The sequence below is a fragment of the Hydrogenophaga sp. genome (genome assembly GCF_036675665.1).
Lineage (GTDB): Bacteria > Pseudomonadota > Gammaproteobacteria > Burkholderiales > Burkholderiaceae_C > Hydrogenophaga.
The window spans coordinates 1-21,349 of the sequence record NZ_JAKFEO010000087.1; the positions used below are offsets into that span (position 1 = coordinate 1).

The 21,349-nt window shown below is 64.7% G+C and carries 29 protein-coding genes; 10 read left to right on the forward strand and 19 right to left on the reverse strand.

From position 1 onward, the window contains the following. From V6M63_RS20970 to V6M63_RS21000, 7 genes are all read right to left on the reverse strand, one after another. Nucleotides 1–121, reverse strand: a 121-nt coding sequence (locus tag V6M63_RS20970; protein ID WP_332745120.1) for a F0F1 ATP synthase subunit gamma, incomplete at its 3' end; no start/stop codon positions are given. A gap of 31 nt (nt 122–152) precedes the next feature. Continuing rightward, nucleotides 153–1,709, reverse strand: a complete 1,557-nt coding sequence (gene atpA, locus V6M63_RS20975) for a F0F1 ATP synthase subunit alpha (RefSeq protein ID WP_056266677.1) — start codon at nt 1,707–1,709, stop codon at nt 153–155. A gap of 54 nt (nt 1,710–1,763) precedes the next feature. Continuing rightward, entirely contained in the window at nt 1,764–2,297 is a 534-nt protein-coding gene (locus V6M63_RS20980; protein WP_332745071.1) for a F0F1 ATP synthase subunit delta, read from the reverse strand. A 29-nt stretch (nt 2,298–2,326) separates the two neighbouring features. Beyond that, entirely contained in the window at nt 2,327–2,797 is a 471-nt protein-coding gene (locus V6M63_RS20985) for a F0F1 ATP synthase subunit B (RefSeq protein ID WP_332745073.1), read from the reverse strand. 128 nt (nt 2,798–2,925) lie between these two features. Continuing rightward, the gene (gene atpE / locus V6M63_RS20990; protein WP_009519254.1) at nt 2,926–3,171 is read right to left on the reverse strand and encodes a F0F1 ATP synthase subunit C; all 246 of its coding nucleotides are present in this window, start codon (nt 3,169–3,171) and stop codon (nt 2,926–2,928) included. 80 nt (nt 3,172–3,251) lie between these two features. Continuing rightward, complete coding sequence (atpB, locus tag V6M63_RS20995; RefSeq protein ID WP_332745080.1) at nt 3,252–4,121, reverse strand: F0F1 ATP synthase subunit A; 870 nt, start codon at nt 4,119–4,121, stop codon at nt 3,252–3,254. 27 nt (nt 4,122–4,148) lie between these two features. Continuing rightward, nucleotides 4,149–4,673: an ATP synthase subunit I gene (locus V6M63_RS21000; RefSeq protein ID WP_332745082.1), complete on the reverse strand. Its 525-nt coding sequence runs from the start codon at nt 4,671–4,673 to the stop codon at nt 4,149–4,151. 141 nt (nt 4,674–4,814) lie between these two features. On the opposite strand from V6M63_RS21000, the gene V6M63_RS21005 reads away from it, so the two are divergent. The 4 genes from V6M63_RS21005 to lipA all read left to right on the forward strand — a co-directional run bounded on the left by V6M63_RS21005 (nt 4,815) and on the right by lipA (nt 7,859). After that, complete coding sequence (locus V6M63_RS21005; protein ID WP_332745084.1) at nt 4,815–5,714, forward strand: D-amino acid aminotransferase; 900 nt, start codon at nt 4,815–4,817, stop codon at nt 5,712–5,714. A 14-nt stretch (nt 5,715–5,728) separates the two neighbouring features. After that, nucleotides 5,729–6,013: an HP0495 family protein gene (locus V6M63_RS21010; RefSeq protein WP_156406230.1), complete on the forward strand. Its 285-nt coding sequence runs from the start codon at nt 5,729–5,731 to the stop codon at nt 6,011–6,013. Between the two features lie 98 nt (nt 6,014–6,111). After that, nucleotides 6,112–6,804: a lipoyl(octanoyl) transferase LipB gene (gene lipB, locus V6M63_RS21015; RefSeq protein WP_332745087.1), complete on the forward strand. Its 693-nt coding sequence runs from the start codon at nt 6,112–6,114 to the stop codon at nt 6,802–6,804. Between the two features lie 26 nt (nt 6,805–6,830). Further along, nucleotides 6,831–7,859 (forward strand): lipoyl synthase, encoded by a 1,029-nt coding sequence (gene lipA / locus V6M63_RS21020; RefSeq protein ID WP_332745088.1) that lies wholly within the window; start codon nt 6,831–6,833, stop codon nt 7,857–7,859. A 6-nt stretch (nt 7,860–7,865) separates the two neighbouring features. On the opposite strand, the gene V6M63_RS21025 is transcribed toward lipA, so the two are convergent. Both V6M63_RS21025 and V6M63_RS21030 read right to left on the reverse strand, forming a co-directional pair. After that, the gene (locus tag V6M63_RS21025; RefSeq protein ID WP_332745090.1) at nt 7,866–8,729 is read right to left on the reverse strand and encodes a UDP-2,3-diacylglucosamine diphosphatase; all 864 of its coding nucleotides are present in this window, start codon (nt 8,727–8,729) and stop codon (nt 7,866–7,868) included. Between the two features lie 49 nt (nt 8,730–8,778). After that, nucleotides 8,779–9,945, reverse strand: a complete 1,167-nt coding sequence (locus tag V6M63_RS21030) for an MGDG synthase family glycosyltransferase (protein ID WP_332745092.1) — start codon at nt 9,943–9,945, stop codon at nt 8,779–8,781. A 104-nt stretch (nt 9,946–10,049) separates the two neighbouring features. Between V6M63_RS21030 and V6M63_RS21035 the strand changes: the two genes are divergently transcribed. Beyond that, entirely contained in the window at nt 10,050–10,892 is an 843-nt protein-coding gene (locus V6M63_RS21035) for a DMT family transporter (protein ID WP_332745093.1), read from the forward strand. 3 nt (nt 10,893–10,895) lie between these two features. Here V6M63_RS21035 and ptsP read toward each other — a convergent pair whose 3' ends face one another. Genes ptsP through V6M63_RS21060 form a run of 5 tightly spaced genes read right to left on the reverse strand, consistent with a single transcriptional unit; the run spans nt 10,896 to nt 15,127 of the window. Beyond that, the gene (ptsP, locus tag V6M63_RS21040) at nt 10,896–12,647 is read right to left on the reverse strand and encodes a phosphoenolpyruvate--protein phosphotransferase (protein ID WP_332745095.1); all 1,752 of its coding nucleotides are present in this window, start codon (nt 12,645–12,647) and stop codon (nt 10,896–10,898) included. Beyond that, complete coding sequence (locus V6M63_RS21045; RefSeq protein WP_332745097.1) at nt 12,644–12,913, reverse strand: HPr family phosphocarrier protein; 270 nt, start codon at nt 12,911–12,913, stop codon at nt 12,644–12,646. The genes ptsP and V6M63_RS21045 overlap by 4 nt, the downstream gene beginning before the upstream one ends. Continuing rightward, nucleotides 12,882–13,328, reverse strand: coding sequence for a PTS sugar transporter subunit IIA (locus V6M63_RS21050; protein ID WP_332745098.1), 447 nt, complete (start codon nt 13,326–13,328; stop codon nt 12,882–12,884). Before V6M63_RS21050 ends, V6M63_RS21045 begins: the two co-directional genes overlap by 32 nt. Before the next feature lie 9 nt (nt 13,329–13,337). Continuing rightward, the gene (locus V6M63_RS21055; RefSeq protein WP_332745099.1) at nt 13,338–14,603 is read right to left on the reverse strand and encodes an MFS transporter; all 1,266 of its coding nucleotides are present in this window, start codon (nt 14,601–14,603) and stop codon (nt 13,338–13,340) included. Further along, the gene (locus V6M63_RS21060; RefSeq protein WP_332745101.1) at nt 14,600–15,127 is read right to left on the reverse strand and encodes a hypothetical protein; all 528 of its coding nucleotides are present in this window, start codon (nt 15,125–15,127) and stop codon (nt 14,600–14,602) included. Before V6M63_RS21060 ends, V6M63_RS21055 begins: the two co-directional genes overlap by 4 nt. 94 nt (nt 15,128–15,221) lie before the next feature. Here V6M63_RS21060 and V6M63_RS21065 point away from each other — a divergent pair, with 94 nt between their 5' ends. Then, nucleotides 15,222–16,487, forward strand: a complete 1,266-nt coding sequence (locus V6M63_RS21065) for a CaiB/BaiF CoA transferase family protein (protein ID WP_332745102.1) — start codon at nt 15,222–15,224, stop codon at nt 16,485–16,487. A gap of 11 nt (nt 16,488–16,498) precedes the next feature. Beyond that, nucleotides 16,499–16,912 (forward strand): thioredoxin fold domain-containing protein, encoded by a 414-nt coding sequence (locus V6M63_RS21070; protein ID WP_332745103.1) that lies wholly within the window; start codon nt 16,499–16,501, stop codon nt 16,910–16,912. A 21-nt stretch (nt 16,913–16,933) separates the two neighbouring features. Here V6M63_RS21070 and V6M63_RS21075 read toward each other — a convergent pair whose 3' ends face one another. Further along, entirely contained in the window at nt 16,934–17,635 is a 702-nt protein-coding gene (locus tag V6M63_RS21075; RefSeq protein WP_332745105.1) for a DUF4197 domain-containing protein, read from the reverse strand. A 69-nt stretch (nt 17,636–17,704) separates the two neighbouring features. On the opposite strand from V6M63_RS21075, the gene V6M63_RS21080 reads away from it, so the two are divergent. Continuing rightward, on the forward strand, nt 17,705–18,229 hold the full coding sequence (locus V6M63_RS21080) for a TlpA family protein disulfide reductase (protein WP_332745107.1): 525 nt from the start codon (nt 17,705–17,707) through the stop codon (nt 18,227–18,229). 79 nt (nt 18,230–18,308) lie between these two features. Here the strand turns inward: V6M63_RS21080 and V6M63_RS21085 are convergent, their stop codons facing one another. Further along, a complete protein-coding gene (locus V6M63_RS21085; RefSeq protein WP_332745109.1) occupies nt 18,309–18,761 on the reverse strand; it encodes a c-type cytochrome in 453 nt (150 codons plus the stop codon). Nucleotides 18,762–18,907: 146 nt separating this feature from the next. Here V6M63_RS21085 and V6M63_RS21090 point away from each other — a divergent pair, with 146 nt between their 5' ends. Next, complete coding sequence (locus V6M63_RS21090; protein ID WP_332745111.1) at nt 18,908–19,582, forward strand: cytochrome b/b6 domain-containing protein; 675 nt, start codon at nt 18,908–18,910, stop codon at nt 19,580–19,582. A gap of 64 nt (nt 19,583–19,646) precedes the next feature. After that, on the forward strand, nt 19,647–20,144 hold the full coding sequence (locus V6M63_RS21095) for a GNAT family N-acetyltransferase (RefSeq protein ID WP_332745113.1): 498 nt from the start codon (nt 19,647–19,649) through the stop codon (nt 20,142–20,144). Between the two features lie 74 nt (nt 20,145–20,218). On the opposite strand, the gene V6M63_RS21100 is transcribed toward V6M63_RS21095, so the two are convergent. From V6M63_RS21100 to rpmC, 3 genes are all read right to left on the reverse strand, one after another. Next, nucleotides 20,219–20,731 carry a peroxiredoxin gene (locus tag V6M63_RS21100; RefSeq protein ID WP_332745115.1) on the reverse strand — a complete coding sequence of 171 codons (513 nt, stop codon included), beginning with the start codon at nt 20,729–20,731 and terminating at the stop codon, nt 20,219–20,221. A 132-nt stretch (nt 20,732–20,863) separates the two neighbouring features. Then, on the reverse strand, nt 20,864–21,133 hold the full coding sequence (gene rpsQ, locus V6M63_RS21105) for a 30S ribosomal protein S17 (protein WP_332745117.1): 270 nt from the start codon (nt 21,131–21,133) through the stop codon (nt 20,864–20,866). Nucleotides 21,134–21,142: 9 nt separating this feature from the next. After that, nucleotides 21,143–21,349, reverse strand: coding sequence for a 50S ribosomal protein L29 (gene rpmC / locus V6M63_RS21110; RefSeq protein ID WP_056266770.1), 207 nt, complete (start codon nt 21,347–21,349; stop codon nt 21,143–21,145).

The window sequence follows — 21,349 nt, forward strand, 5'->3', positions numbered from 1 at the left end:
CACGCATGCGTTCCTGCGCCTTGCGCATCTTGGAGGCGGCGACCATTTCCATGGCTTTGGTGATCTTCTTGGTGTTCTCCACCGATTTGATCTTGCCGCGTATTTCCTTGCCTGCTGCCATTGTGTTTCCTCTAAGAAGTCAATGGGCCGGATCAGTAGGTGCCGGTTTTCTTGAAGTCAGCAATGGCTGCGGCCAGTTGGGCTTCCGCGTCCTTGTCCATGGCCTTGTCGTTTTCCAGCTTGGCCAGCAGCGCTGCGTGCTTGTCCTTGAGGAAAGCGTGCATGCCGTTTTCGAACGAGAGCACTTTCTTGACTTCGATATCGTCCAGGTAACCCTTGTTCACGGCGAACAGCGTGGACGCCATCAGGCCGATCGACTGCGGGCTGTACTGGGCCTGCTTGAGCAGTTCGGTCACGCGGGCACCGCGGTCGAGCTGCTTGCGGGTGGCTTCGTCGAGGTCGGAAGCAAACTGCGCGAAGGCAGCCAGTTCGCGGTACTGGGCCAGATCGGTACGGATACCGCCGGACAGGCTCTTGATCAGTTTGGTCTGGGCAGCACCACCGACACGCGACACCGAGATACCGGCGTTGATGGCGGGGCGGATACCGGCGTTGAACAGGCTGGTTTCCAGGAAGATCTGGCCATCGGTGATCGAGATCACGTTGGTCGGCACGAAAGCGGACACGTCGCCGGCCTGCGTTTCGATGATGGGCAGTGCGGTCAGTGAACCGGTCTTGCCCTTGACTTCGCCTTTGGTGAAGGCTTCGACGTAGTCGGCGTTCACACGGGCTGCGCGCTCGAGCAGACGGCTGTGCAGATAGAACACGTCGCCGGGGTAGGCTTCGCGGCCTGGTGGGCGGCGCAGCAACAGCGAAACCTGGCGGTAGGCCACGGCCTGCTTGGACAGATCGTCATAAACGATCAGGGCGTCCTGGCCGCGATCGCGGAAGTACTCGCCCATGGTGCAGCCGGAGTAGGCCGACAGGTACTGCATGGCAGCGGATTCGGAGGCCGAAGCGGCCACGACGATGGTGTACTCCATCGCGCCAGCCTGTTCCAGAGCGCGCACCACGTTCTTGATCGACGAGGCCTTCTGGCCGATCGCGACGTAGACGCAGGTCATGTTCTGACCCTTCTGGTTGATGATCGCGTCGATCGCCACGGCGGTCTTGCCGGTCTGGCGGTCGCCGATGATCAGCTCGCGCTGGCCACGGCCCACGGGCACCATCGAGTCGATCGACTTCAGGCCGGTCTGCACCGGCTGGTCCACCGATTTGCGGGCGATCACGCCGGGCGCAACCTTCTCGATCACGTCGGTCATCTTGGCGTTGATCGGACCCTTGCCGTCGATCGGAGCGCCCAGGGCGTTGACCACACGGCCAATCAGCTCGGGGCCGACCGGCACTTCCAGAATGCGGCCCGTGCACTTGACGGTTTCGCCTTCGGAGATGTGCTCGTACTCACCCAGAATCACGGCGCCCACGGAGTCGCGCTCCAGGTTCAGCGCCAGGCCGAAGGAGGGCACGCCGTCCTTGTTGGCCGGGAATTCCAGCATCTCGCCCTGCATCACGTCGGACAGGCCATGGACGCGGACGATACCGTCGGTCACCGACACCACGGTGCCCTGGTTGCGCACATCGGTCGATGTGCCCAGTCCCTCGATGCGGGACTTGATCAGTTCGGAAATTTCGGCGGGATTGAGTTGCATGACTCTTTCCTTCTTTCGTTAAATGGTGAGCAGGCGGGCGCGGGGTGACAGCGGTCAGGCCGCGGTCAGGGCGGTTTTCATGTGTTCCAGGCGGGCTTTGATCGAGGTGTCGAGCACTTCGTCGCCCACCACCACGCGAATGCCGCCGATCAGCTCGGGCTGCAATTCGACCTGGAGGTTGAGCTTGCGGGCAAAGCGCTTTTCCAGCACGCCGGAGAGATCGGCCAACGCGGCGCTGTCGATCGGAAAAGCGCTGTAGACCACCGCATCAAAGGCACCTTGCTGCGCGTTCTTCAAGGCGCGGAACTGATCCGCGATTTCAGGCAGCGCGGCCAGACGGCCGTTGTCGATCACGGTGCGCAGGAAATTCTGCGCCATCGCGGGCAGGCTCGTCTTGATCACACCGGTGACCAGGCTGAACACCTGTTCGGGCGTGGTCCTGGGGTTGTCGGCGTATTGGCGAAGCTGCTCATCGGCAGCCACCGACGCCAGCTCGTCGAGCCAGGCGGCGGTGCCTGCCGCACCAGAGCCAGAGGCCTGGAACAGCGCTTCCGCATATGGGCGGGCAATGGTGGCGATTTCGGCCATGGTTTACCTTTGAATGCCGTGTCGGTGGATCAAAGCTCGGTCTTCAGGCGACTCAGCAACTCGGCGTGAACGCCGGCGTTGACTTCGCGCTTGAGGATCTGCTCGGCGCCCTTGACGGCCAGCGCAGCGACTTGCTCGCGCAGGGCTTCGCGGGCCTTCACGACCTGTTGCTCGGCTTCCTGGTGAGCGGCAGCCACGATCTTGGTGGCTTCATCGGTCGCACGCGCCTTGGCCTCTTCGATCACGGTTTGCGCACGGCGCTCGGCATCGGCCAGACGGGTAGCGGACTCGTTGCGCGATTTGCTCAACTCCTCTTCCACCCGCTTGTTGGCCACGGCCAGTTCGGACTTGGCTTTTTCGGAAGCCGCCAGCCCTTCGGAAATCTTCAACGCACGCTCATCGAGCGCTTTGGCAATCGGGGGCCACACGAATTTCATCGTGAACCACACCAGGATCGCAAAGACGATGGCTTGCGCAAAGAGGGTTGCATTGATATTCATCGCAACGCCTTTCTGTGTGTTGACAAGAGTGGTGACGCACTTGTTGCCCAAGAGCGCGGAGGAAGGCCAGACAGATCAGGGATCCTGATCACGGCCCGCACACGCGCTGCCTCGGGCAGCAAACCCGATTACAGCGTGAAGGGGTTGGCGAAGGCGAACAGCAGGGCAATGGCCACGCCAATCAGGAAGGCCGCATCGATCAGACCGGCCAAAATGAACATCTTGGTCTGCAGGTCGTTCATCAGCTCGGGCTGACGGGCCGACGATTCCAGAAATTTGCCGCCCATCAGCGCGATGCCGATGGATGCGCCGATGGCGCCCAGACCGACGATGAGACCGCAAGCCAGTGCGACAAGACCCAGAACGTTTTCCATGATGACTCCTATGAGATGAACGAAAGTTGAGAAAAGGAAAGAAAGAAACGAGAACTCAGAGCGAGGACAGGCCGCGCAGATCAGTGAGCGTCATGCGCCTGCCCGAGATAAATCAGGGCCAGCATCATGAAAATGAACGCCTGCAAGGTGATGACCAGGATGTGGAACAAGGTCCATACCGTGCCTGCGATCACATGTCCAACGAAGAAAAGTCCACCACCGAGCGACAGGGAAGCAAAGCCTCCCAGCAACGCAATCAGCATGAAGACCAACTCACCCGCGAACATGTTTCCGAACAACCGCATGCCGTGGGAGACCGTCTTGGCCACGAACTCGATCATTTGCATCAGGAAGTTGACCAGACCCAACAGCAGCGCCCAGATGGGGTTCTTGCTGGTGCCGAAGGGTGCCGTGACGAGCTCGTGCGTCCAGCCGCCGATGCCCTTGATCTTGATGTTGTAGAACAGGCACATCAGCAACACGGAGACGGACAAGCCGAGCGTGGTGGAGAGGTCGGCGGTGGGCACCACGCGCAGGTAGTCGGGATAGCCCATGGCCGGGCCGGCGGCATGCCAGATGGAGGGCAGCAGGTCGACTGGCAGCATGTCCATGAAGTTCATCATGAAGATCCAGACGAACACCGTCAGCGCCAGAGGAGCCACCAGCTTGCGGCTGTGGGCGTTGTGGATGACGGCCTTGGCCTGCGTGTCGACCATTTCAACCAGCATCTCCACGGCCGCCTGGAACCGACCAGGAACACCGGCGGTGGATTTGCGAGCGGCAAGCCACAGCACGAAGCAGACCAGAGCACCCACCAGGGAACTCACGATCACCGAGTCGATGTTGATGATCGAAAAGTCGACGATCGACTCTTGCTTCTTGTTGGACAAATGGACCAGATGGTGGCGGATGTATTCGCCAGGGGTCAGAGCGCTGCCTTCAGTTGCCATGTTCGTTTGCACCGATTTGTCGGAAATTCAACCGTTTAGATTTGCGCGCCGGGTCTGGATCCAGAATCCAAACCAGTACACCTTGAGAACCAACACCAGGCCTGCCAACAGGCCCATCCAATTCAGCTCGGGGACGATCCAGGGGGCCGACCACAACAGGGCCACCACCAGCAGAACCTTGACCCCCTCCCACAACAAAAAACCAGCAAATGCGGCCTGCGCATAACCCGCCAACAGGCGGCTCAACGCACTGGAAGTCAGGCCGTAGGCCATCAAGGCCGAGGGCACCACCACCGCTGCCGCGCCGTACAGGACCGACCACGCCACCGAAGCCGATTGCGTGAACAACCCAGCCAGCGCGCCAGCAGCCAATCCCACCAGCAACTGCACAACCACCAGACGCCACAACGAGAAGTGCGGCTGGCTGGCTCGCCACTGTTGCGCTTCTTCGCGCGTCAGTGGCTTGAATTCGGACTCTTGCGCACCATCTTCCCAATCAGCCGGGCTCTCGGCCGGGCTTTGGGTCTGCGACTCCTGATCGACGCGTTGCATTGTCGACATGGAAGGTTACAGACAGGTTACGGTTGGGCGACGTTCGCAAAGCCGCTGATTATACGTAGAAACCCCATGGCTCCGTCAAGGCTGAGCAGCGCTTGCCTGCGCACCGCTGGCGCTGCCGCCGATAATCTTTTGATGAATGCTGCGACCTGGGGCACATCGCCCGATCTGCCCGACACCCTCTGCTACCTCAACGGCGAGTTCACCGCGTTGCGCGATGCGCGGGTCAGCGTGCTGGACCGAGGGTTCATTTTTGGCGATGGTGTGTACGAGGTGCTGCCCTGTTACGCCGCTCGAGCTTTCCGGTTTGAGCAGCACATGGCGCGCCTGGACCGGTCGCTGGCCGAACTGCGCATCGCCAACCCGCTGCCTCGCGTCGAGTGGGCATCCATTGCGCAGCGTCTGGCGCATTCGCTGCGGGACGCCGAAGGCGCCGTCAACCAGCTGATTTACATACAAGTCACCCGGGGCGTGGCCGTGCGGGATCACGCCATGCCAGCCGGCCTCATGCCCACCGTGTTCGTGATGGCCAGCGAAATGAAACTGGCCACCTCGGCGCAACGCGAGCAAGGCGTGGCCTGCGTCACGGCCGACGATTTCCGCTGGGAAAAGGCCCACATCAAAAGCACCAGCCTGTTGGGCTCCGTGTTTGCGCGCCAGATCAGCGTGGACGCCGGCGCGATGGAAACCGTGATGTTCCGCGGCAATCACCTGAGCGAGGCGGCTTCCAGCAATGTCTGGGTGGTGAAGAACGGCGTGGTCATGGGTCCGCCCAAGGACAACCTCGTGCTGGAGGGCATCCGCTTCGGGCTGATCGAGGAGATCTGCCGGGCTCAGGGTCTGCGGTTCGAGTTGCGCCCCATCACACGCGCCGAGGTGCTCGATGCCGACGAGTTGCTGCTGTCGTCGGCCACCAAGGAAGTGCTGCCCGTCACCCGCCTGGATGGCCAGCCTGTGGGTCAGGGCCGGCCCGGCCCCACCTACGCACGCCTGTACGCTGGATACCAGCACGCCGTTGCCGCTCTGACGGCATGAACTGGAGAAACACCATGGAACAACCCCGCGAGATTCCGCCCGAACAATCGCTCATCGAGTACCCCACGCAATTCCCCATCAAGGTGATGGGTGCGAATGTGGAGGGCTTCATCGATGCCATGGTGCATGTGGCCAAGGCGTTCGATGCCACCTTCGATCCCGGCACCGTGGAGCAGCGCCCCAGCAAGGCAGGCAACTACATGGGGCTGACGTTGAGCGTGCATGTGACCAGCCGCGAACAGCTCGACGAGCTCTACCGCACCCTGACGACACACCCCATGGTCAAGATCGTCCTGTGACACAAGGCCCCCACGCTCCGCCGCTGCGCGGGTCGCTGCCCCCCGGGGGGGCTGATCCGGCTTGGGGCGGCCCGGCGCCGGATCGCCTTGCTCAGGCCATGCTGATCAGCTCCGTCGGTCGAGTTCCTTACGACAGCACATACCTGGCCATGCAGGCGTTCACGGCAGAACGCACGACCGACACGCCCGACGAGCTCTGGATCTGCGAGCACCTGCCCGTCTTCACCCAGGGCCTGGCCGGGCGCGAAGATCACCTGCTCGCCCCCGGCACCATCCCCGTGGTGCAGACCAACCGCGGCGGGCAGGTGACCTACCATGGCCCCGGTCAGGTGGTGGCCTATCCGCTGATCGACCTGCAGCGCGCGGGCTATTACGTCAAGGAGTTCGTCTACCGGGTCGAAGAAGCGGTGATCCGCACGCTGGGCGCATTCCAGGTGACGGGCCACCGGGTGGCGGGCGCGCCAGGCATCTACGTGCGGCTGGACGATCCGTTCAGCCACGCCATGCTGCCGCAGCGCCCACAGCGGCGCGTGCCCGGGGAGCCAGCGCCAGCGCCCGACTTCACCGGCCTGGGCAAGGTCGCCGCGCTCGGCATCAAGGTCAGCCGGCATTGCACCTACCACGGTGTGGCGCTCAACGTGGCGATGGACCTGCAACCCTTCGAGCGCATCAACCCCTGCGGCTACATGGGCCTGCGGACGGTGGACCTTTCTACAATCGGGGTGGCGGTTTCCTGGGATGAGGCCGCGCACGTCCTGGGCCAGAAGCTCAGCGCCACCCTCTCACCCTGACTCCAAGCGCCATCCGCGCCGCCGCCATGAACCGCACCGACACGCCCGCCTCTGAAACCGCCGTTGCCACCGCCGACACCACGGTTCGCGAATCCCAGCCCGCCGCCAGCTACGACGCCACCGCCAAGCAGAAGAGCCAGGCCAAGACGGCGCGCATCCCCATCAAGATCGTGCCGGCCGAGGTGCTGAAGAAGCCGGAATGGATCCGCGTCAAGGCGGGCAGCCCAACCACACGCTTCTACGAAATCAAGGACATCCTGCGCACCAACAAGCTGGTGACGGTGTGCGAGGAGGCGAGCTGCCCCAACATCGGCGAGTGCTTCGGCAAGGGCACGGCCACCTTCATGATCATGGGCGACAAGTGCACGCGACGCTGCCCGTTCTGCGACGTGGGCCACGGGCGCCCCGACCCGCTGGACGTGAACGAGCCCGACAACCTCGCCAAGACGATCGCGCAGCTCAAGCTGAAATACGTGGTGATCACCAGCGTGGACCGCGACGATCTGCGCGACGGCGGCGCCGGCCACTTTGTCGCCTGCATCGAGAAGACCCGCGCCCTGTCGCCGCAGACGCAGATCGAGGTGCTGGTGCCCGATTTCCGTGGCCGCGATGACCGCGCACTGGAGATCCTCAAGGCCGCGCCACCCGATGTGATGAACCACAACATGGAGACCGTGCCACGCCTGTACAAGGAAGCGCGCCCGGGCTCGGACTACCAGTTCAGCCTGAACCTGCTGAAGAAGTTCAAGGCGCTGTTCCCCGACGTGCCGACCAAGAGCGGCCTGATGGTCGGCCTGGGCGAGACGGACGAAGAGATCCTGGAGGTCATGCGCGACATGCGCGCGCACGGCATCGACATGCTCACCATCGGCCAGTACCTCGCCCCCAGCGGACACCACCTGCCGGTGCGCCGCTACGTGCACCCCGACACCTTCAAGATGTTCGAGGTCGAGGCCTACAAGATGGGTTTCAGCCACGCCGCCGTGGGCGCGATGGTGCGCAGCTCGTACCACGCCGACCAGCAAGCGCACGACGTGCTCAACACCGCGCGCTGAGCCGGTTCAGGCCACCGCGGGGTGCAGGGCGGGGGCGGTGCCCAGCACCTTGGCATCCGGCTGGCTCGGCAGACCCGACCAGTCCAGGATTTCGAGCCGACCATCGGCGTGTTCGACCAGCGCCGTGAGGCTCTCCACCCAGTCGCCGTCGTTGCAATACAGGACCCCGTCGATCGTGCGGATCTCGGCGTGGTGGATGTGTCCGCACACCACGCCGTGCACGCCGCGCTCACGCGCCTCGCGCGCCACCGCGACCTCGAAGTCGCTCACATAGCTCACCGCGCGCTTGACCTTGAGTTTGAGGTAGCGCGACAGGCTCCAGTACGGCAGCCCAAGACGGGCGCGCGTGGAGTTGAGGTGTCGGTTGATGCGCAAGGTGAGCTCATAGGCCCAGTCGCCCACATGGGCCAGCCACTGGGCGCACTGGATCACGCCGTCGAAGTAGTCGCCGTGGGTGATCCACAGGAGGCGCCCGTCCGCGGTCTTGTGGATGGCCTCCTCAACCACCTCCACACCACCGAAGTTGTGCCCCAGGTACTTGCGTGCGAACTCGTCGTGGTTGCCCGGCACGAAGACCACCCGCGTGCCTTTGCGCGCCTTGCGCAGCAGCTTCTGCACCACGTCGTTGTGGGTCTGCGGCCAGTACCACTGCCGCTTGAGTTGCCAGCCGTCGATGATGTCGCCCACCAGGTAGAGCGTGTCGCACTCCACGCGCTTGAGGAAATCCAGCAATGGAACTGCCTGGCAGCCCGGCGTGCCCAGGTGCAGGTCCGATATCCACACGGTGCGCACCCGCAGGCCATCGGGCACATCCACATCGGTGTCCGTTGAGTCCGCAGGGTCCAGCAAAGGAAGGAGGTCTCGTCGCATGGAGGTTCAGTTTGAAGATCGATTGCGACGCGTCAATGAAGCTCCGGCGTCAATCGCATGACAGGACGGGCTCGGCCACCGGATGCGCCACGGCTGCATGCCGCGCCTTCAGGATGGCGGCCAGGCGCTGCGGCACCTCCAGCGCCGCGCGGTTGTCGACGGTGGCGACGCGGCGCTGAAATTCCGCCAGCCGGGGCAGCAGTTGCCCCACCGCGACGTCAATCTGGCTGAAGCTGCGCAGGGTCAGGCCCACGCCTTGCTGGCGCACCCACTCGGTGTTCCAACGCTCCTGCGGCATGGTCCAGGCGTTGCGCGCAACAATGACGGGCAGGCCCATCTGCACCGCCTCGCTGATCGCACCAGGACCCGGTTTGCCGACAAAAAAATCGGCCAGCTGCATCCAGCGCGCCACATCAGGCGTGAAGCCCACCACCACACGTGGCGCCACCGCCGGCATGGCGCGCAGCGACTGGGCCAGCGCCTCGTTGCGACCGCACAGCAGGATCAATGGCACATCGGGCAACGCCGCGGCGATCCGCTTCATGGCGCGTGAACCCTCGCCGCCGAACATCACCAGCCCCACCGGCCGCGTCGGGTCCAGCCCCAGGGCCGCGCGCTCGCGGGCACGGTCCAGCGGCGCTGGTTCGTGGAAAGTGGGGCGCAGCAGCATGCCGCTGACACGGTGCACCTGCGCCGAGGGAACCCCGGCCTGCAGCGCCTGCGCGTGTGCGTGCGCCGTGCCGCAAACAACGTGCTGCTCCGTGCCCGGCTCCACCCAGAACACAGGCGGGTGATCGGCCATGTCGGTCAACACCGTGACGAACGGCGTCTGCGGTTGAACCTGGGCCAGGCTGTCGTGCAGCGCGCGGTTGAAGTTCGGAATCAGCGAGACCACCATGTCGGGCTTCGTCTCGCGCCAGTGAGCGGCCAGCCGCTCCACCAGCAGGGGGTGGCTCCAGCGGATGGCGCGTTGCAGCAGCTTGAGCTCTTGCGAGAGACCCAGCGTGAAGCCGCTGGCCAGGCGCTTGTTGTAGAGGTCTTCGGGATCGAAGCCCATGACGCGGCGGAACCGACCCGCCGGGTCGATCACTTCGGTGAAGTTCACCTTGCGCACACGCCATGGCAAGCCTTGGGCCTCGATGGCCAGTGACAGCGCCTCGGCGGCGGCGCGGTGACCGCCACCCGCGTTGAACCAGACCAGATCGACATTGAGCATGCGGCGATGGTGCGATGCCGCTGCGACGATCGCATGACGACACAGTGACGTGCGTGTGACGCAGCACCCGCTTCAATGCACGCACGGCACGGTAACCTATCCGCATGAACGCCAACCTCCTTGCCCTGGGCGCGATCGCGCTGTGGGCCTCCCTCGCCGCACTCGGTGTGGCCCTGTCGCACGTGCCGCCCTTTCTGCTCACCGGCCTCTCGCTGCTGGTCGGCAGCCTGATCGCGTTGCCGCTCTCGCGCTTCGACTTCCGCCAATGGCGCGTGCCCCTGGGCACGCTGGCACTCGGGGTCTACGGCCTGTTCGGCTTTCACTTCCTGCTCTTCATCGCCCTGCGCCATGCGCCGCCAGTGCAGGCCAACCTGGTCAACTACCTCTGGCCGCTGGGCATCGTGGTGATGGCGCCGCTGTTCCTGCGGGGCGTGTCGCTCACCGGCCGGCACGTCTTTGCCGCCCTGCTGGGTTTCGCCGGCGCGACGCTGGCCATCCTCGGTGGCGCGGGCGATGCGGGCGACACCCGTTGGGCCTGGGGCTACATCCCTGCGCTGGCCTCGGCCTTCATCTGGGCCAGCTACTCACTGATGACGAAGCGTGTGCGCGCCTTCCCCACCGCTGCCATCGGCAGCTTTGCGCTGCTCTCGGGCGCGCTCTCGCTGCTGTGCCACGCGCTGCTGGAGCCCGCCGCCTCGCTCTCGACCCAGGACATGCTGCTCATCGCCGTGCTGGGCCTGGGACCGCTGGGCGGTGCGTTCTTTCTGTGGGATGCGGCACTCAAGCGTGGCGACGCGCGTCAGATCGGCGTGTTGAGCTTTCTCACGCCGCTGCTCTCCACGTTGACACTGCTCCTGGTTCGATCAGAGATGCCGAGTCCGGTGATCGGACTGGCGGCGTTGATGATCGTGGGCGCGGCGGTGATCGCCACGCGCAGGACCGACTGAGTTTCAGTCGGTCATCAACGCTGCAGGATCTTCCGCCGCCAGCACGGTCTGCGCCCACGTCTGCAGTCTCGACGTGTCACAACGCAATATCTGTTGCTTGACCGCGAGGATCTGCGAAGGGTGCATGGAAAAACTGCGCAGGCCCAGGCCGAGCAGCAGGCGCGTCATGGCCACGTCGCCCGCCATCTCACCACACACGCTGACCCCTTTGCCCTGTGCCTGGCATTGCGCGATGGTGCTGGCCAGCAGGTGCAGCACGGCCGGGTGCACCGGATCGTAGAGGTGCGAGACGGCTTCGTCGGCGCGGTCGATCGCCAGCGTGTACTGGATCAGGTCGTTGGTGCCGATCGACAGGAAGTCGAAGTGCTTGAGGAACAGCGGAATGGTGAGCGCGGCCGCGGGCACTTCGATCATGGCGCCCAGCTTCACCACCCCCTGGCGCACCCCCGCGGCCTCCAGTTGTTCGCGGGCGCGATGCACCAGAGCGAGCGTCTGGCGGATTTCGCTCGCGTGCGCGAGCATGGGAATGAGCAGGTGCACCGGCCCGTGCGCGGCCGCGCGCAGGATGGCGCGCAACTGCGCGAGAAACATGGCCGGATCCGCCAGGCTCCAGCGGATGGCGCGCAGACCCAGTGCCGGGTTGAGGTGGTCTTCGCCAGCGCGTTGGGCCACACGGTCCAACGGCTTGTCGGCTCCCACATCCACCGTGCGAATGGTCACCGGCAAGCCCTGCATGCCCTCGACCGCGCGTTTGTAGGCCTGGTACTGCTCTTCCTCGTCGGGCAGTTTGCCGTTGCGCCCCATGAAGAGGAACTCGCTGCGGAACAGCCCCACACCCACGGCTCCGGCCTTGAGGGCGCCCACGGCGTCCTCGGGCTGTTCGATGTTGGCCAGCAGTTCGATCTTCTGTCCGTCGAGCGTGACGGCGGGCGTGTTCTTCAGGCGCGACAGGCGTTCGCGCTCGACTTCGCCCTGGCGCTGCTTGAAACCGTATTCGGCCAGCAGGATGGGCGAGGGGTCGATCACCACCACGCCGGCATCACCGTCGATGATGACCCAGTCGTCCTGCTCGATCAGCTGGCTGGCCGAACGCGCGCCGACCACCGCCGGGATGTCCATGCTGCGCGCGACGATGGCGGTGTGGCTGGTCTTGCCGCCCACGTCGGTGACGAAGCCGGCAAACACGCTTTGCTTGAACTGCAGCATGTCGGCCGGCGAGAGATCGTGCGCAATCAGCACCAGCGGCACGTCGACCGCGCTGTCCTGCCCGGGGCGCGGCTGGCCCGCACCCACCGGGGACGTCATGCCGCGCATCACCCGCAGGATGCGCTCGACCACCTGCTCCAGATCGGCCTTGCGCTCGCGCAAGTAGGGATCCTCCATTTCGTCGAACTGCCGCGCGATCACCTCCAGCTGGGTGGTGAGCGCCCATTCGGCGTTGTAGTGGCGCTCGACGATCCAGTGCTTCACGCCGTTGGTGAGCTGCTCGTCCTGCAGCAGCATCAGGTGCACGTCGAGCAAGGCGGTGAGTTCGGGGTGCGCGTCCGAAGGACCCAGGTCGTGCAGGCTCTGCTGCACCTTCAGAATCTCGGCTGCGACCTCGTTGCGTGCATGGCGCAGCCGCTCGATCTCGCCTTCGACCTGCTCGGTCTGCACGAAGTAGTGCGCCACGTCGATGCGGCTCGACGCCACGATCACCGCCCGCCCGATGGCAATGCCCCGGGAGACGGCCAGACCGTGAACGCTGAAGCTCACTCACCCTCTCCGAATTTGTCGTTGATGAGTGCTATCAATGAGTCCATCGCCGCCTGTTCATCGGCCCCGACGGTCTCGACCTCGACCGTGCTGCCCAGGCCTGCCGCCAGCATCATCACGCCCATGATGCTTTTCGCATTGACGCGACGATCGCCCCGGGACATCCACACATCGCTGGCAAAGCTGCCGGCAAGTTTGGTGAGTTTGGCCGAGGCGCGTGCGTGCAGCCCGAGCTTATTGCTGATGGTCACGGTGGTCTTGATCATGGGTGGCTCGTCTGGCCTGGTTCTGCGGAGCGGTCACCGCCACCTGAATCACCCCCTGCGTGGCGCCGATCATGGCGCGCGAGATCAGCGCGTCCAGTGACTCGTGGCGGTACGACACGGTGCGCAGCAACATGGGCAGGTTCACGCCAGTGATCAACTTGGAGTTGATGCCGTCGATCAGTTTTTGCGCCACGTTGCACGGCGTGGCGCCGAACACGTCGGTCACCACCAGGATTTGCGGCAGGTGCATCTGTCGCATGAGCGCGCGCGCCTGTGCCAGCGATTCTTCGGGCGGTACGTTGGGTTGGACATCCAGCGCCGAGACGGCCTCGGCGCTGTCGGGGAACACATGCATGACGCACTGACGCAAGGCCGAAGCCAAGGGTGCGTGCGCGATGATGAGGATGCCGTTCATGGACGCAGTTTAGCTGGCCTGCGCTCTGGGGCGGGTGCGCCAGGCACGCCAGAAAGCGAGGTAGGCGAAGACGCAACACACACCAAAGATCGCCATGGCGCCGCGGTAGCGATCCGCTTCGCTCCAGCCGAACACCATGAGCGCTTCGATCAGCAGGCCAATGCCCCACTGCACACCGAACACCCCGCCGAAGATGGCCAGGTTGTAGGCCGACAGCGCGCGCCCCGCCGCCTCGGCCGGCAAGGCCAGCGCCACCGCGGGCTGAGACAAGGACACAAAGGTGCTGGTCACGCAGAACAGCGCCCACAACTCCCAGCCCGCGTCCGCGCCGAGCAACACGATGGCGGTCAGCACGGCGAAGCTCGATGGCAAACCCCAGGCGATCAGCCGCTCGGGCCGCAGACCTCGGCGCGCCAAATGGGGGTTGACCACGCCCCAGAGCCAGAAGGTGCAGAGCATCGACAGGTTGATGCCGAACAGGCCGGCGGCCGCTTGCTGCGGGGTGTAGCCCGCCACCTTCACCATCCACGGCCCCGCCCACAGGGTTTGCACCGCCACCATGCCGCCGTAATTGACGAAACCGATCGGCAGCATCTGGCGGAAATAGGCATTGCGCCAGATGAAGCCGTAGCCCCTTGTGTCCGACGGTGGGTCCTGCGGCGAGGGCGATGCCGCCTGGCGCCAGCGCGGCACGATGAGCGCGATGCCCACCATCGACAGCGCAATCAGCCCGGCCAGCATCCAGAACAATCCACGCCAGCCGGTGTAGGGCATGAGCCACTGCACCGGCAAGGTGGCGGCCACCATGCCCAGCGATCCGGTCATGAGCATCCAGGAGTTCGCCCGCAGCTGCGTGGCGGGCGTGAGCCAGCGGCGAAAGCCAGTGAGCGGCGCCATCAGGCAGGCGCTCACGCCCATGCCGGTGAGCATGCGCGCTGCCAGCAAACCCGAGAAACTCGTGGCCAGCGCAAAAGCCATGCAGCCGAGCACCGCCACGGTGAGAAATGCCAGGATCACCTTGCGCGGCCCGTGGCGGTCCAGCCAGTTGCCCAGGGGCAGCTGGGTCATTGCGAAGCCCAGAAAGTAGCCGCCGGCCAACAACCCGAGGTCGCCAGCGCTCAGGTCCAGTTCCGCGCTCAGCGTGGGCGAGAGCGTGGCCGTGATGGCTCGCACCAGCGCCGAGAAGAAATACGCGATCGCAAACGTCAGGAAGACGATGATCGCGCCCCGCGTCCCCAGCGCATCGCCGGCGGCGTTTGTGGGTGCGCGGGTCATGGCAGTTTCAATCCGTCAAAGAACGTCGTGCTCACCTCGTCACCGGGCGCAGCGCCATACATCGCCGCCTGGAACACCTGCGAGCCACGCGCGAAGTACACCGACCGGCTCTGCACTGGCTGACCTTGCGGATCGATGCCCAGCGCGGTGATGCCTTGCGCCAAGGTCGAACCGGCCACGGTCGCGGCCCAGCGATGCGCCGGATCGGACTGCAGTGCCGGGTCGACGCGGATGGCTGCGAGCGCGGCGCGCTGCCAATCGGTGAGCGTGGCGGGCACGGCAGCGACGTCTGCCACATCGGCCCAGGCCAGGGCAAAGGTGAGGCCCCCGGCCTTGCAACTGTGCATGTGCAGCATCGTGGGTGCGCCACCCAGAGGCACCGAGCGTTCGGCGGTCTCGGGCTTGCACGGCATGAGCGCCTGCAGAGGCGTGCCCTCGGGGCGCAGTTCACGCCAGTTGAAGGTGGGGTTGCAGGCGGTCAGCGCCAGGGCCATCAGCACGCCGATGGGCCAAGGTCGGCACATGGCGGGGTGGGATGCAGGTGGAGACATGGAATGGAGAGAGGCACGCCACGGCGGGGACACCGCAGTGCCCACAGCGTCGCGCACAATGGCAAACATGAATGCTCTGGATGGTATCCGCATACTCGATTTGTCCCGCGTGCTCGCCGGCCCCTGGTGCACGCAGACGCTGGCCGATCTGGGCGCCGATGTGGTCAAGGTCGAACGCCCGCCCGGCCACAACCACCCCGGGGGAGACGACACGCGCGGCTGGGGTCCGCCTTTCCTGCGCGGGCGCGACGGCGCCGACACCGCCGAGGCCGCCTACTACCTGGGCGCCAACCGCAACAAGCGCTCCATCACCTGCGACATCGCCACGCCAGCAGGCCAGGCGCTGATCCGTGAACTCGCCGCCAAGGCCGACGTGTTCGTGGAGAACTACAAGGTCGGCGACATGGCGCGCTACGGCCTGGACTTCGAGAGCCTGCGCGCCCTCAACCCCCGGCTGGTGTACTGCTCCATCACCGGCTTCGGCCAGACCGGCGCCTACAAGGAGCGGGCGGGCTACGACTTCGCCATCCAGGCCATGGGCGGTCTGATGAGCGTGACCGGCGAGCGCGACGACCTGCCCGGCGGTGGCCCACAAAAAGTGGGTGTCGCGGTGGCGGATCTGTTCACTGGCTTGTACGCGACCGTGGCGATCCAGGCCGCGCTGCGCCACGCCGAGCGCACGGGCGAAGGCCAGCACATCGACATGGCGCTGCTCGACACGCAGGTGGCCATGCTGGCCAACCTGGGCGCCAACTACCTGGTGCGCGGCCGCGAGGACGGCAAGGTGCCGGGTCGTGCGGGCAACGCCCACGCCAACATCGTGCCCTACCAGGTGTTCGAGGTCGCCCCCGATGCCCAGGGTCTGGCGCAGCACATCATCCTGGCGGTGGGCAACGACGGCCAGTTCGCCAAGTTCTGCGCCGTGGCGGGCCAGCCCGAGCTGGCCACCGACCCGCGTTTTGCTCAGAACCAGAACCGCGTGCGCCACCGCGCCGTGCTGGTGCCTCTGCTGGAAACCATCCTCAAGACCCGCAGCAAGGGCGACTGGCTCGCCGCGCTGGAAGCGGCCAAGGTGCCCTGCGGACCCATCAACAACCTGGCCGAGGTGTTTGCCGACGAACACGTGCTCTCGCGCGGCATGGTGCAGCGCTGGTCGCACCCGCTGGCCGATCAGGTTGATCTGGTGGCCAGCCCGCTCAAGCTCAGCGCCACCCCCGTGCGCAACGACCTGCCCCCGCCGTTGCTGGGCCAGCACACGGCCGAGGTGCTGGGCGACTGGCTGGGCAGCACGCCCGAACAACTGGCCGCGCTGCAACGCAGCGGCGCGGTCTGACCCAAACAACCATGGCCACCGCTGCGCAGACCTTGCCCACCCCCGCGTCGCTGCGCGGCGCCGCCCAGGCCGCCGCGGCACGCGGTGAGCCGCTGGTGGTCATGACCACGCTCAAAGGCTGCGTGTACTGCGAGTTGGTGCGCAACAACTACCTGTTACCCATGCGCCGCGGCGGTGAGCTGGTGGCGGTGCAGATCGACGTGCAGGACCGGCAGTCCAACCTGCAGGGCTTTGCGGGCGACACGACGACACCGGCCGATCAGGCCCGGGCCTGGAAGGCGCGTTTCACGCCCACGGTGATGTTCTTCGGCCCCCATGGCCAGGAGCTTGCCGAGCGCCTCGTGGGCATCGCGGTGCCCGACTTCTACGGCGAGTACCTGAATGCACGTCTGGCTGAAGCGCGCAGCAAGCTCAAGAAGAACTGAACACTCGACGTCAGCAGGCGCTTACTTCAGAGCGCCGAACACTTTCTTGAGGATGGCACTGCCCGTGCCCACCGGGTCCTGGCGAATCTTGCGTTCTTCCTCGCCGATGATGGTGTAGAGGCCGTCGAGCGACTTGCCGGTCACGTATTTCTGGATGTTGGCGTCTTCGGCCTTGACCAACCCGAGGCCCGCCGCCTTGCCCGCCACCTTGTTGTACTGGTTGGCCAAGCCCACTTTTTCGGTGGCCCGGGTGACGATGGGCAGGAATTTTTCGCCCAGTGGCAAGCGCGTCTTGTCGGCAAAGAACCGGGTCACCGAATCGTCGCCACCACCCAGGATGTTCTTGGCGTCCGAAACACTCATGGATTTGACCGCATTCACCAGCAGATCACGCCCCATGGGCACGGCGGCCTCGGCTGCGCGGTTCATGCTGGTGACCAGTTCGTCCACGCGCTTGCCCTGGCCGGTCAGTTTCAGGAGCTTGGACGCATCTTCCAGAAAACCGGGCAAAGGAATCCGAACTTTCGGGTTGCCGAGGAATCCATCGGTCTTGCCCAGCAACGCCACGGCCGCCAGAGCACCTTTTTCCAGAGCCACCTTGATGCCCTTGGTGGCGTCGCCTTCGGTGAGATCGCCCAGCGACAAGGCCCGCGCCTGCTGGTGGGCAGCCAGGATGAGGAGGCCTATGGCGGCGGTGGACTGGGTAAACTGGCGGCGCTGCATGCGGTGTCTCCTGGGATGCTGATGAACGAATGGCGTGGGGCAATGTAGCCCCCGGAAAATGAAAACACAATGACCGAACTTGACCGACCTGGCCTCTTGCGCCGTCGCAGCCTGGCCACCGTGGCTGCGCTGGGTGCCGCTGCCGTGCTGGGACTCGCGGGTTGCGCGGGCGGCGAAGCTGCGCCCAACTCCACCTTCGTGCTGATCGACGGTTCCAAAGCCACCACCGCCGACCTCAAGGGCAAGGTGACCCTGGTGAATTTCTGGGCCACCACCTGCGTCTCCTGCGTGAAGGAAATGCCACAGATCGTGGCCACCTGGCACAAGTACCAGGCGCAGGGATTCGACACCGTGGCCGTGGCCATGGAATACGACCCACCCAACTGGGTGCTCAATTTCGCGCAGAGCCGCCAGCTGCCCTTCAAGGTGGCGCTGGACAACACCGGTGAGATCGCGCAGCAATGGGGCGACGTCAAGCTCACGCCCACCACTTACCTGGTGGACAAGCAGGGCCGCATCGTCAAGCGCTTTGTGGGCGAGCCCGACTTCGCCGCCTTGCACCAACTCATCGAGAAACTGCTGGCCCAGACCTGAAACGAGCCAGGCGCCAGACAACAAAAAGCCGGGCCCCAGGACCCGGCTTTTTGTATGGCGGATCAAACCGCGATCGGGATCAATCCTTGCGGTAAGCGTCGTGGCAGGCTTTGCAGGTTTGACCCACGGCGCCGAAGGCCGTTTTCACGGCGTCCAGGTTGCCCGTCTTGGCGGCAGCACTCAGCTTGGCCGTCTCCGCCTGCAGCTTGTCTGCGCCTTCCTTGAACTTCGCCTGCTCGGTCCAGATGGCGGGGAGTGCGCGCACATCACCCTTGTCGGTGCCCGGGCCAAACCCTTCCCACGGCAGCTTGCTCATCGTCTCGACGATGGCCGCGCTGTCAGCCGCCACCTTCGGGTCGAATGGCACGCGGCCGTTGGCCATGGCGCCCACGCGTCCGAAATGGCTGGCCATCACGGTAAAAGCGGCCTTGCGGTACTTGACAGCGTCCTCGGGCTTCTGGAACTGGGCGAATGCCGGGGCAGACAGGCTGGTGATCGCAACGGCCATGGCCAACGGGGCGAGAAACTTCATGAGCACTCCTAAGCGTGGTTGATTGTTTGATACAAAACGTAGCGAAATCGCTACCAGCGGGTGAGTGTCCGGGCCGGCGCTAAGTTCCGTTGGAACTGTCCCGACGTCCGCGGCTCCACTCTTCTTTGAACTCCCTCCACTCAACCATGCAAACCATTCGCGTCTGGGACTTGCCCACCCGCCTGTTCCACTGGCTGCTCGCCGCCGCCGTCGTGGGCCTTGTGATCACCGCCAACATCGGCGGCAACTGGATGAACTGGCACATGCGCCTGGGCTACGCGGTGCTGGCACTTCTGCTGTTTCGCGTGGTCTGGGGTTTCGTGGGCGGACACTGGTCGCGCTTCGGCAGTTTCCTGTTTGCACCATCGACGGTCATTGCCTACCTGCGCGGGCAACCCCATCCCGAGCACCGAGTGGGCCACACGCCCCTGGGCGCCCTGTCGGTGTTTGCGCTGCTGGCCGTCCTGCTGGCGCAGGTGAGCACGGGGCTGATGAGCGACGACGAGATCGCCTTCTTCGGCCCGCTCGTGCGTTTCGTCTCGGGCGAAACAGTGGCCCTGGCGACGAGTTACCACAAGAATGTGGGCAAGTTCATCGTGATCGGCTTGGTGGTCCTGCACGTCGTCGCCGTCTTCTTCTACAAGTGGGTCAAGAAGGACAACCTGATCCGTCCGATGGTGGTCGGCGACAAACAAGTGGCCCGCGCCGTGAGCGTTCCCCAGACCCGTGACTCGGCAGCTTCGCGCGCGCTCGCGCTGCTGGTGCTGGCACTGTGTGGTGGCGCAGTGACCTGGCTGGTCACTCTGGGAAACGCGTTCTGACGCGCAGCGCCTGTCGTATAGTGGGCGCCGTGCCGCTCCTTCAGCCCAGCCCGCTCTCCCCCGCATGAAATCCTCCGAGACTGCCAGCGTCACGCTCAGACTGGCCCGGTTTCCCGACGACTTGGCCACAGTCAGGTCGCTGTTCCTGGACTACCAGGCCGACATGGGCATCGATCTGTGCTTTCAGGGTTTTGACGCCGAACTGGCTGGTCTGCCTGGCGAATACGCGGAGCCCGCTGGCTCCATCTTTCTGGCCAGCGTGGACGGTGAACCCGCGGGCTGTTGCGCCTTTCGCGCCCTCACCAACACCGACCATCTCGACGCGTGCGAAATGAAACGCCTGTTCGTGCGCCGTGCGTTCCGGGGTTTCGGACTCGGCCGCCTGCTGGTCGATCGCGTCATGACCGACGCCCGGCTCGCTGGCTACACCACCATGTTGCTGGACACGCTCAGCGACATGGAAACCGCGCGCGCCCTCTACCAGGAATCGGGCTTTGTCGAGGTGGCGCCGTACTATCACAACCCCATTCCGGGCGCCCACTACCTCAAGGTCGACCTCTGAATCGGCACCCCGTGCGGGCGCCATGAAAAAAGCCGCCGGTGTTGCCACCGGCGGCTTTTTGCTTCAACCCGCGATCAGACGCCGGCTTTGGCCTGGGCCAGCAGCGTGGCGGCGTCACTCACTTCGAACTTGCCAGGCGCTTCAACATTCAGCGACTTGACCACGCCGTCCTTGATCAGCATCGAGTAACGGTTGCTGCGCAAACCCATGCCGCGGCCAGTCAAGTCCAGCGTGAGGCCCGTGGCCTTGGCAAAGTCGGCACTGCCGTCGGCCAGCATGCGCACCTTGTCGCCGGTCTTCTGATCGCGCGCCCAAGCGCCCATCACGAAGGCGTCGTTCACGCTCACGCACCAGATCTCGTCCACGCCGGCCGCCTTGAAGTCGGCCGCGTGCTCGACAAAACCGGGGACGTGCTTGGCCGAGCAGGTCGGCGTGAAGGCACCCGGCAACGCGAACACGGCAATCGTCTTGCCCGAAGACGCCTTGTGCGCGTCCACAGCGTTGGGGCCGATGCTGCAACCGTTGCCTTCAACTTCGCTGTACTCCATCAACGTTGCCGCCGGGATCTTGTCGCCAACCTGAATCATGCTGTGCTCCTCGTGGTTTTGGGCCTGTGGGCCGTGGTGTGAGAGCCCGAAAAATCGAGCCTGGAAAAAGAAAAAGCGACCGGCATTGTCGGTCGCTTTTCAGTTCGGCGCTGCAAGCAGCGTGAATCGCGCTTAAACCAGCTCGGCCTTTTGGACCAAACGGGTGGCGACCCAGTTTTTCGTCTTCGACAGCGGACGGCTCTCGGTGATCTCGATCATGTCGCCGGTCTTGTACTCGCCCTTTTCGTCATGGGCGTGGTACTTGCTCGACTTGGCAACGATCTTGTCGTAGAGCTCGTGCTTCACACGGCGCTCCACCAGAACCGTCACGGTCTTGGTGCGCTTGTCACTGACGACCTTGCCAATCAAGGTGCGCTTGAGGGATGTTTTAGCTTCCGTCATGGTCACTCCTTATTTGGCCGAAGCCGCGGTGCGCTGCTTCTCGGCAAGAATGGTCTTGGCACGAGCGATGGCGCGGCGGGTGTCGCCCAGCACGGCGTTGTTGTTGAGTTGTTGCGTGGCTTTTTGCATGCGCAGACCGAAGTGGGCCTTTTGCAGCGATTTCACTTCGGCTTCGAGGCCGGCCACATCCTTTTGGCGCAGTTCAGCAGTTTTCAT

Coding starts and splice junctions, on each gene's coding strand:
- lipB (WP_332745087.1), top strand. CDS start 6,112: ATGCTGATCAGCTCCGTCGGTCGAGTTCCTTACGACAGCACATACCTG.
- atpE (WP_009519254.1), bottom strand. CDS start 3,171: ATGGAAAACGTTCTGGGTCTTGTCGCACTGGCTTGCGGTCTCATCGTC.
- V6M63_RS21065 (WP_332745102.1), top strand. CDS start 15,222: ATGAATGCTCTGGATGGTATCCGCATACTCGATTTGTCCCGCGTGCTC.
- atpB (WP_332745080.1), bottom strand. CDS start 4,121: ATGGCAACTGAAGGCAGCGCTCTGACCCCTGGCGAATACATCCGCCAC.
- V6M63_RS21090 (WP_332745111.1), top strand. CDS start 18,908: ATGCAAACCATTCGCGTCTGGGACTTGCCCACCCGCCTGTTCCACTGG.
- V6M63_RS21095 (WP_332745113.1), top strand. CDS start 19,647: ATGAAATCCTCCGAGACTGCCAGCGTCACGCTCAGACTGGCCCGGTTT.
- V6M63_RS21045 (WP_332745097.1), bottom strand. CDS start 12,913: ATGATCAAGACCACCGTGACCATCAGCAATAAGCTCGGGCTGCACGCA.
- atpA (WP_056266677.1), bottom strand. CDS start 1,709: ATGCAACTCAATCCCGCCGAAATTTCCGAACTGATCAAGTCCCGCATC.
- V6M63_RS21060 (WP_332745101.1), bottom strand. CDS start 15,127: ATGTGCCGACCTTGGCCCATCGGCGTGCTGATGGCCCTGGCGCTGACC.
- V6M63_RS21100 (WP_332745115.1), bottom strand. CDS start 20,731: ATGATTCAGGTTGGCGACAAGATCCCGGCGGCAACGTTGATGGAGTAC.
- V6M63_RS21075 (WP_332745105.1), bottom strand. CDS start 17,635: ATGCAGCGCCGCCAGTTTACCCAGTCCACCGCCGCCATAGGCCTCCTC.
- V6M63_RS21010 (WP_156406230.1), top strand. CDS start 5,729: ATGGAACAACCCCGCGAGATTCCGCCCGAACAATCGCTCATCGAGTAC.
- V6M63_RS21000 (WP_332745082.1), bottom strand. CDS start 4,673: ATGCAACGCGTCGATCAGGAGTCGCAGACCCAAAGCCCGGCCGAGAGC.
- V6M63_RS21070 (WP_332745103.1), top strand. CDS start 16,499: ATGGCCACCGCTGCGCAGACCTTGCCCACCCCCGCGTCGCTGCGCGGC.
- V6M63_RS21005 (WP_332745084.1), top strand. CDS start 4,815: ATGAATGCTGCGACCTGGGGCACATCGCCCGATCTGCCCGACACCCTC.
- rpmC (WP_056266770.1), bottom strand. CDS start 21,349: ATGAAAACTGCTGAACTGCGCCAAAAGGATGTGGCCGGCCTCGAAGCC.
- V6M63_RS21080 (WP_332745107.1), top strand. CDS start 17,705: ATGACCGAACTTGACCGACCTGGCCTCTTGCGCCGTCGCAGCCTGGCC.
- V6M63_RS20985 (WP_332745073.1), bottom strand. CDS start 2,797: ATGAATATCAATGCAACCCTCTTTGCGCAAGCCATCGTCTTTGCGATC.
- V6M63_RS21025 (WP_332745090.1), bottom strand. CDS start 8,729: ATGCGACGAGACCTCCTTCCTTTGCTGGACCCTGCGGACTCAACGGAC.
- V6M63_RS20980 (WP_332745071.1), bottom strand. CDS start 2,297: ATGGCCGAAATCGCCACCATTGCCCGCCCATATGCGGAAGCGCTGTTC.
- V6M63_RS21055 (WP_332745099.1), bottom strand. CDS start 14,603: ATGACCCGCGCACCCACAAACGCCGCCGGCGATGCGCTGGGGACGCGG.
- V6M63_RS21030 (WP_332745092.1), bottom strand. CDS start 9,945: ATGCTCAATGTCGATCTGGTCTGGTTCAACGCGGGTGGCGGTCACCGC.
- V6M63_RS21050 (WP_332745098.1), bottom strand. CDS start 13,328: ATGAACGGCATCCTCATCATCGCGCACGCACCCTTGGCTTCGGCCTTG.
- V6M63_RS21035 (WP_332745093.1), top strand. CDS start 10,050: ATGAACGCCAACCTCCTTGCCCTGGGCGCGATCGCGCTGTGGGCCTCC.
- rpsQ (WP_332745117.1), bottom strand. CDS start 21,133: ATGACGGAAGCTAAAACATCCCTCAAGCGCACCTTGATTGGCAAGGTC.
- V6M63_RS21085 (WP_332745109.1), bottom strand. CDS start 18,761: ATGAAGTTTCTCGCCCCGTTGGCCATGGCCGTTGCGATCACCAGCCTG.
- lipA (WP_332745088.1), top strand. CDS start 6,831: ATGAACCGCACCGACACGCCCGCCTCTGAAACCGCCGTTGCCACCGCC.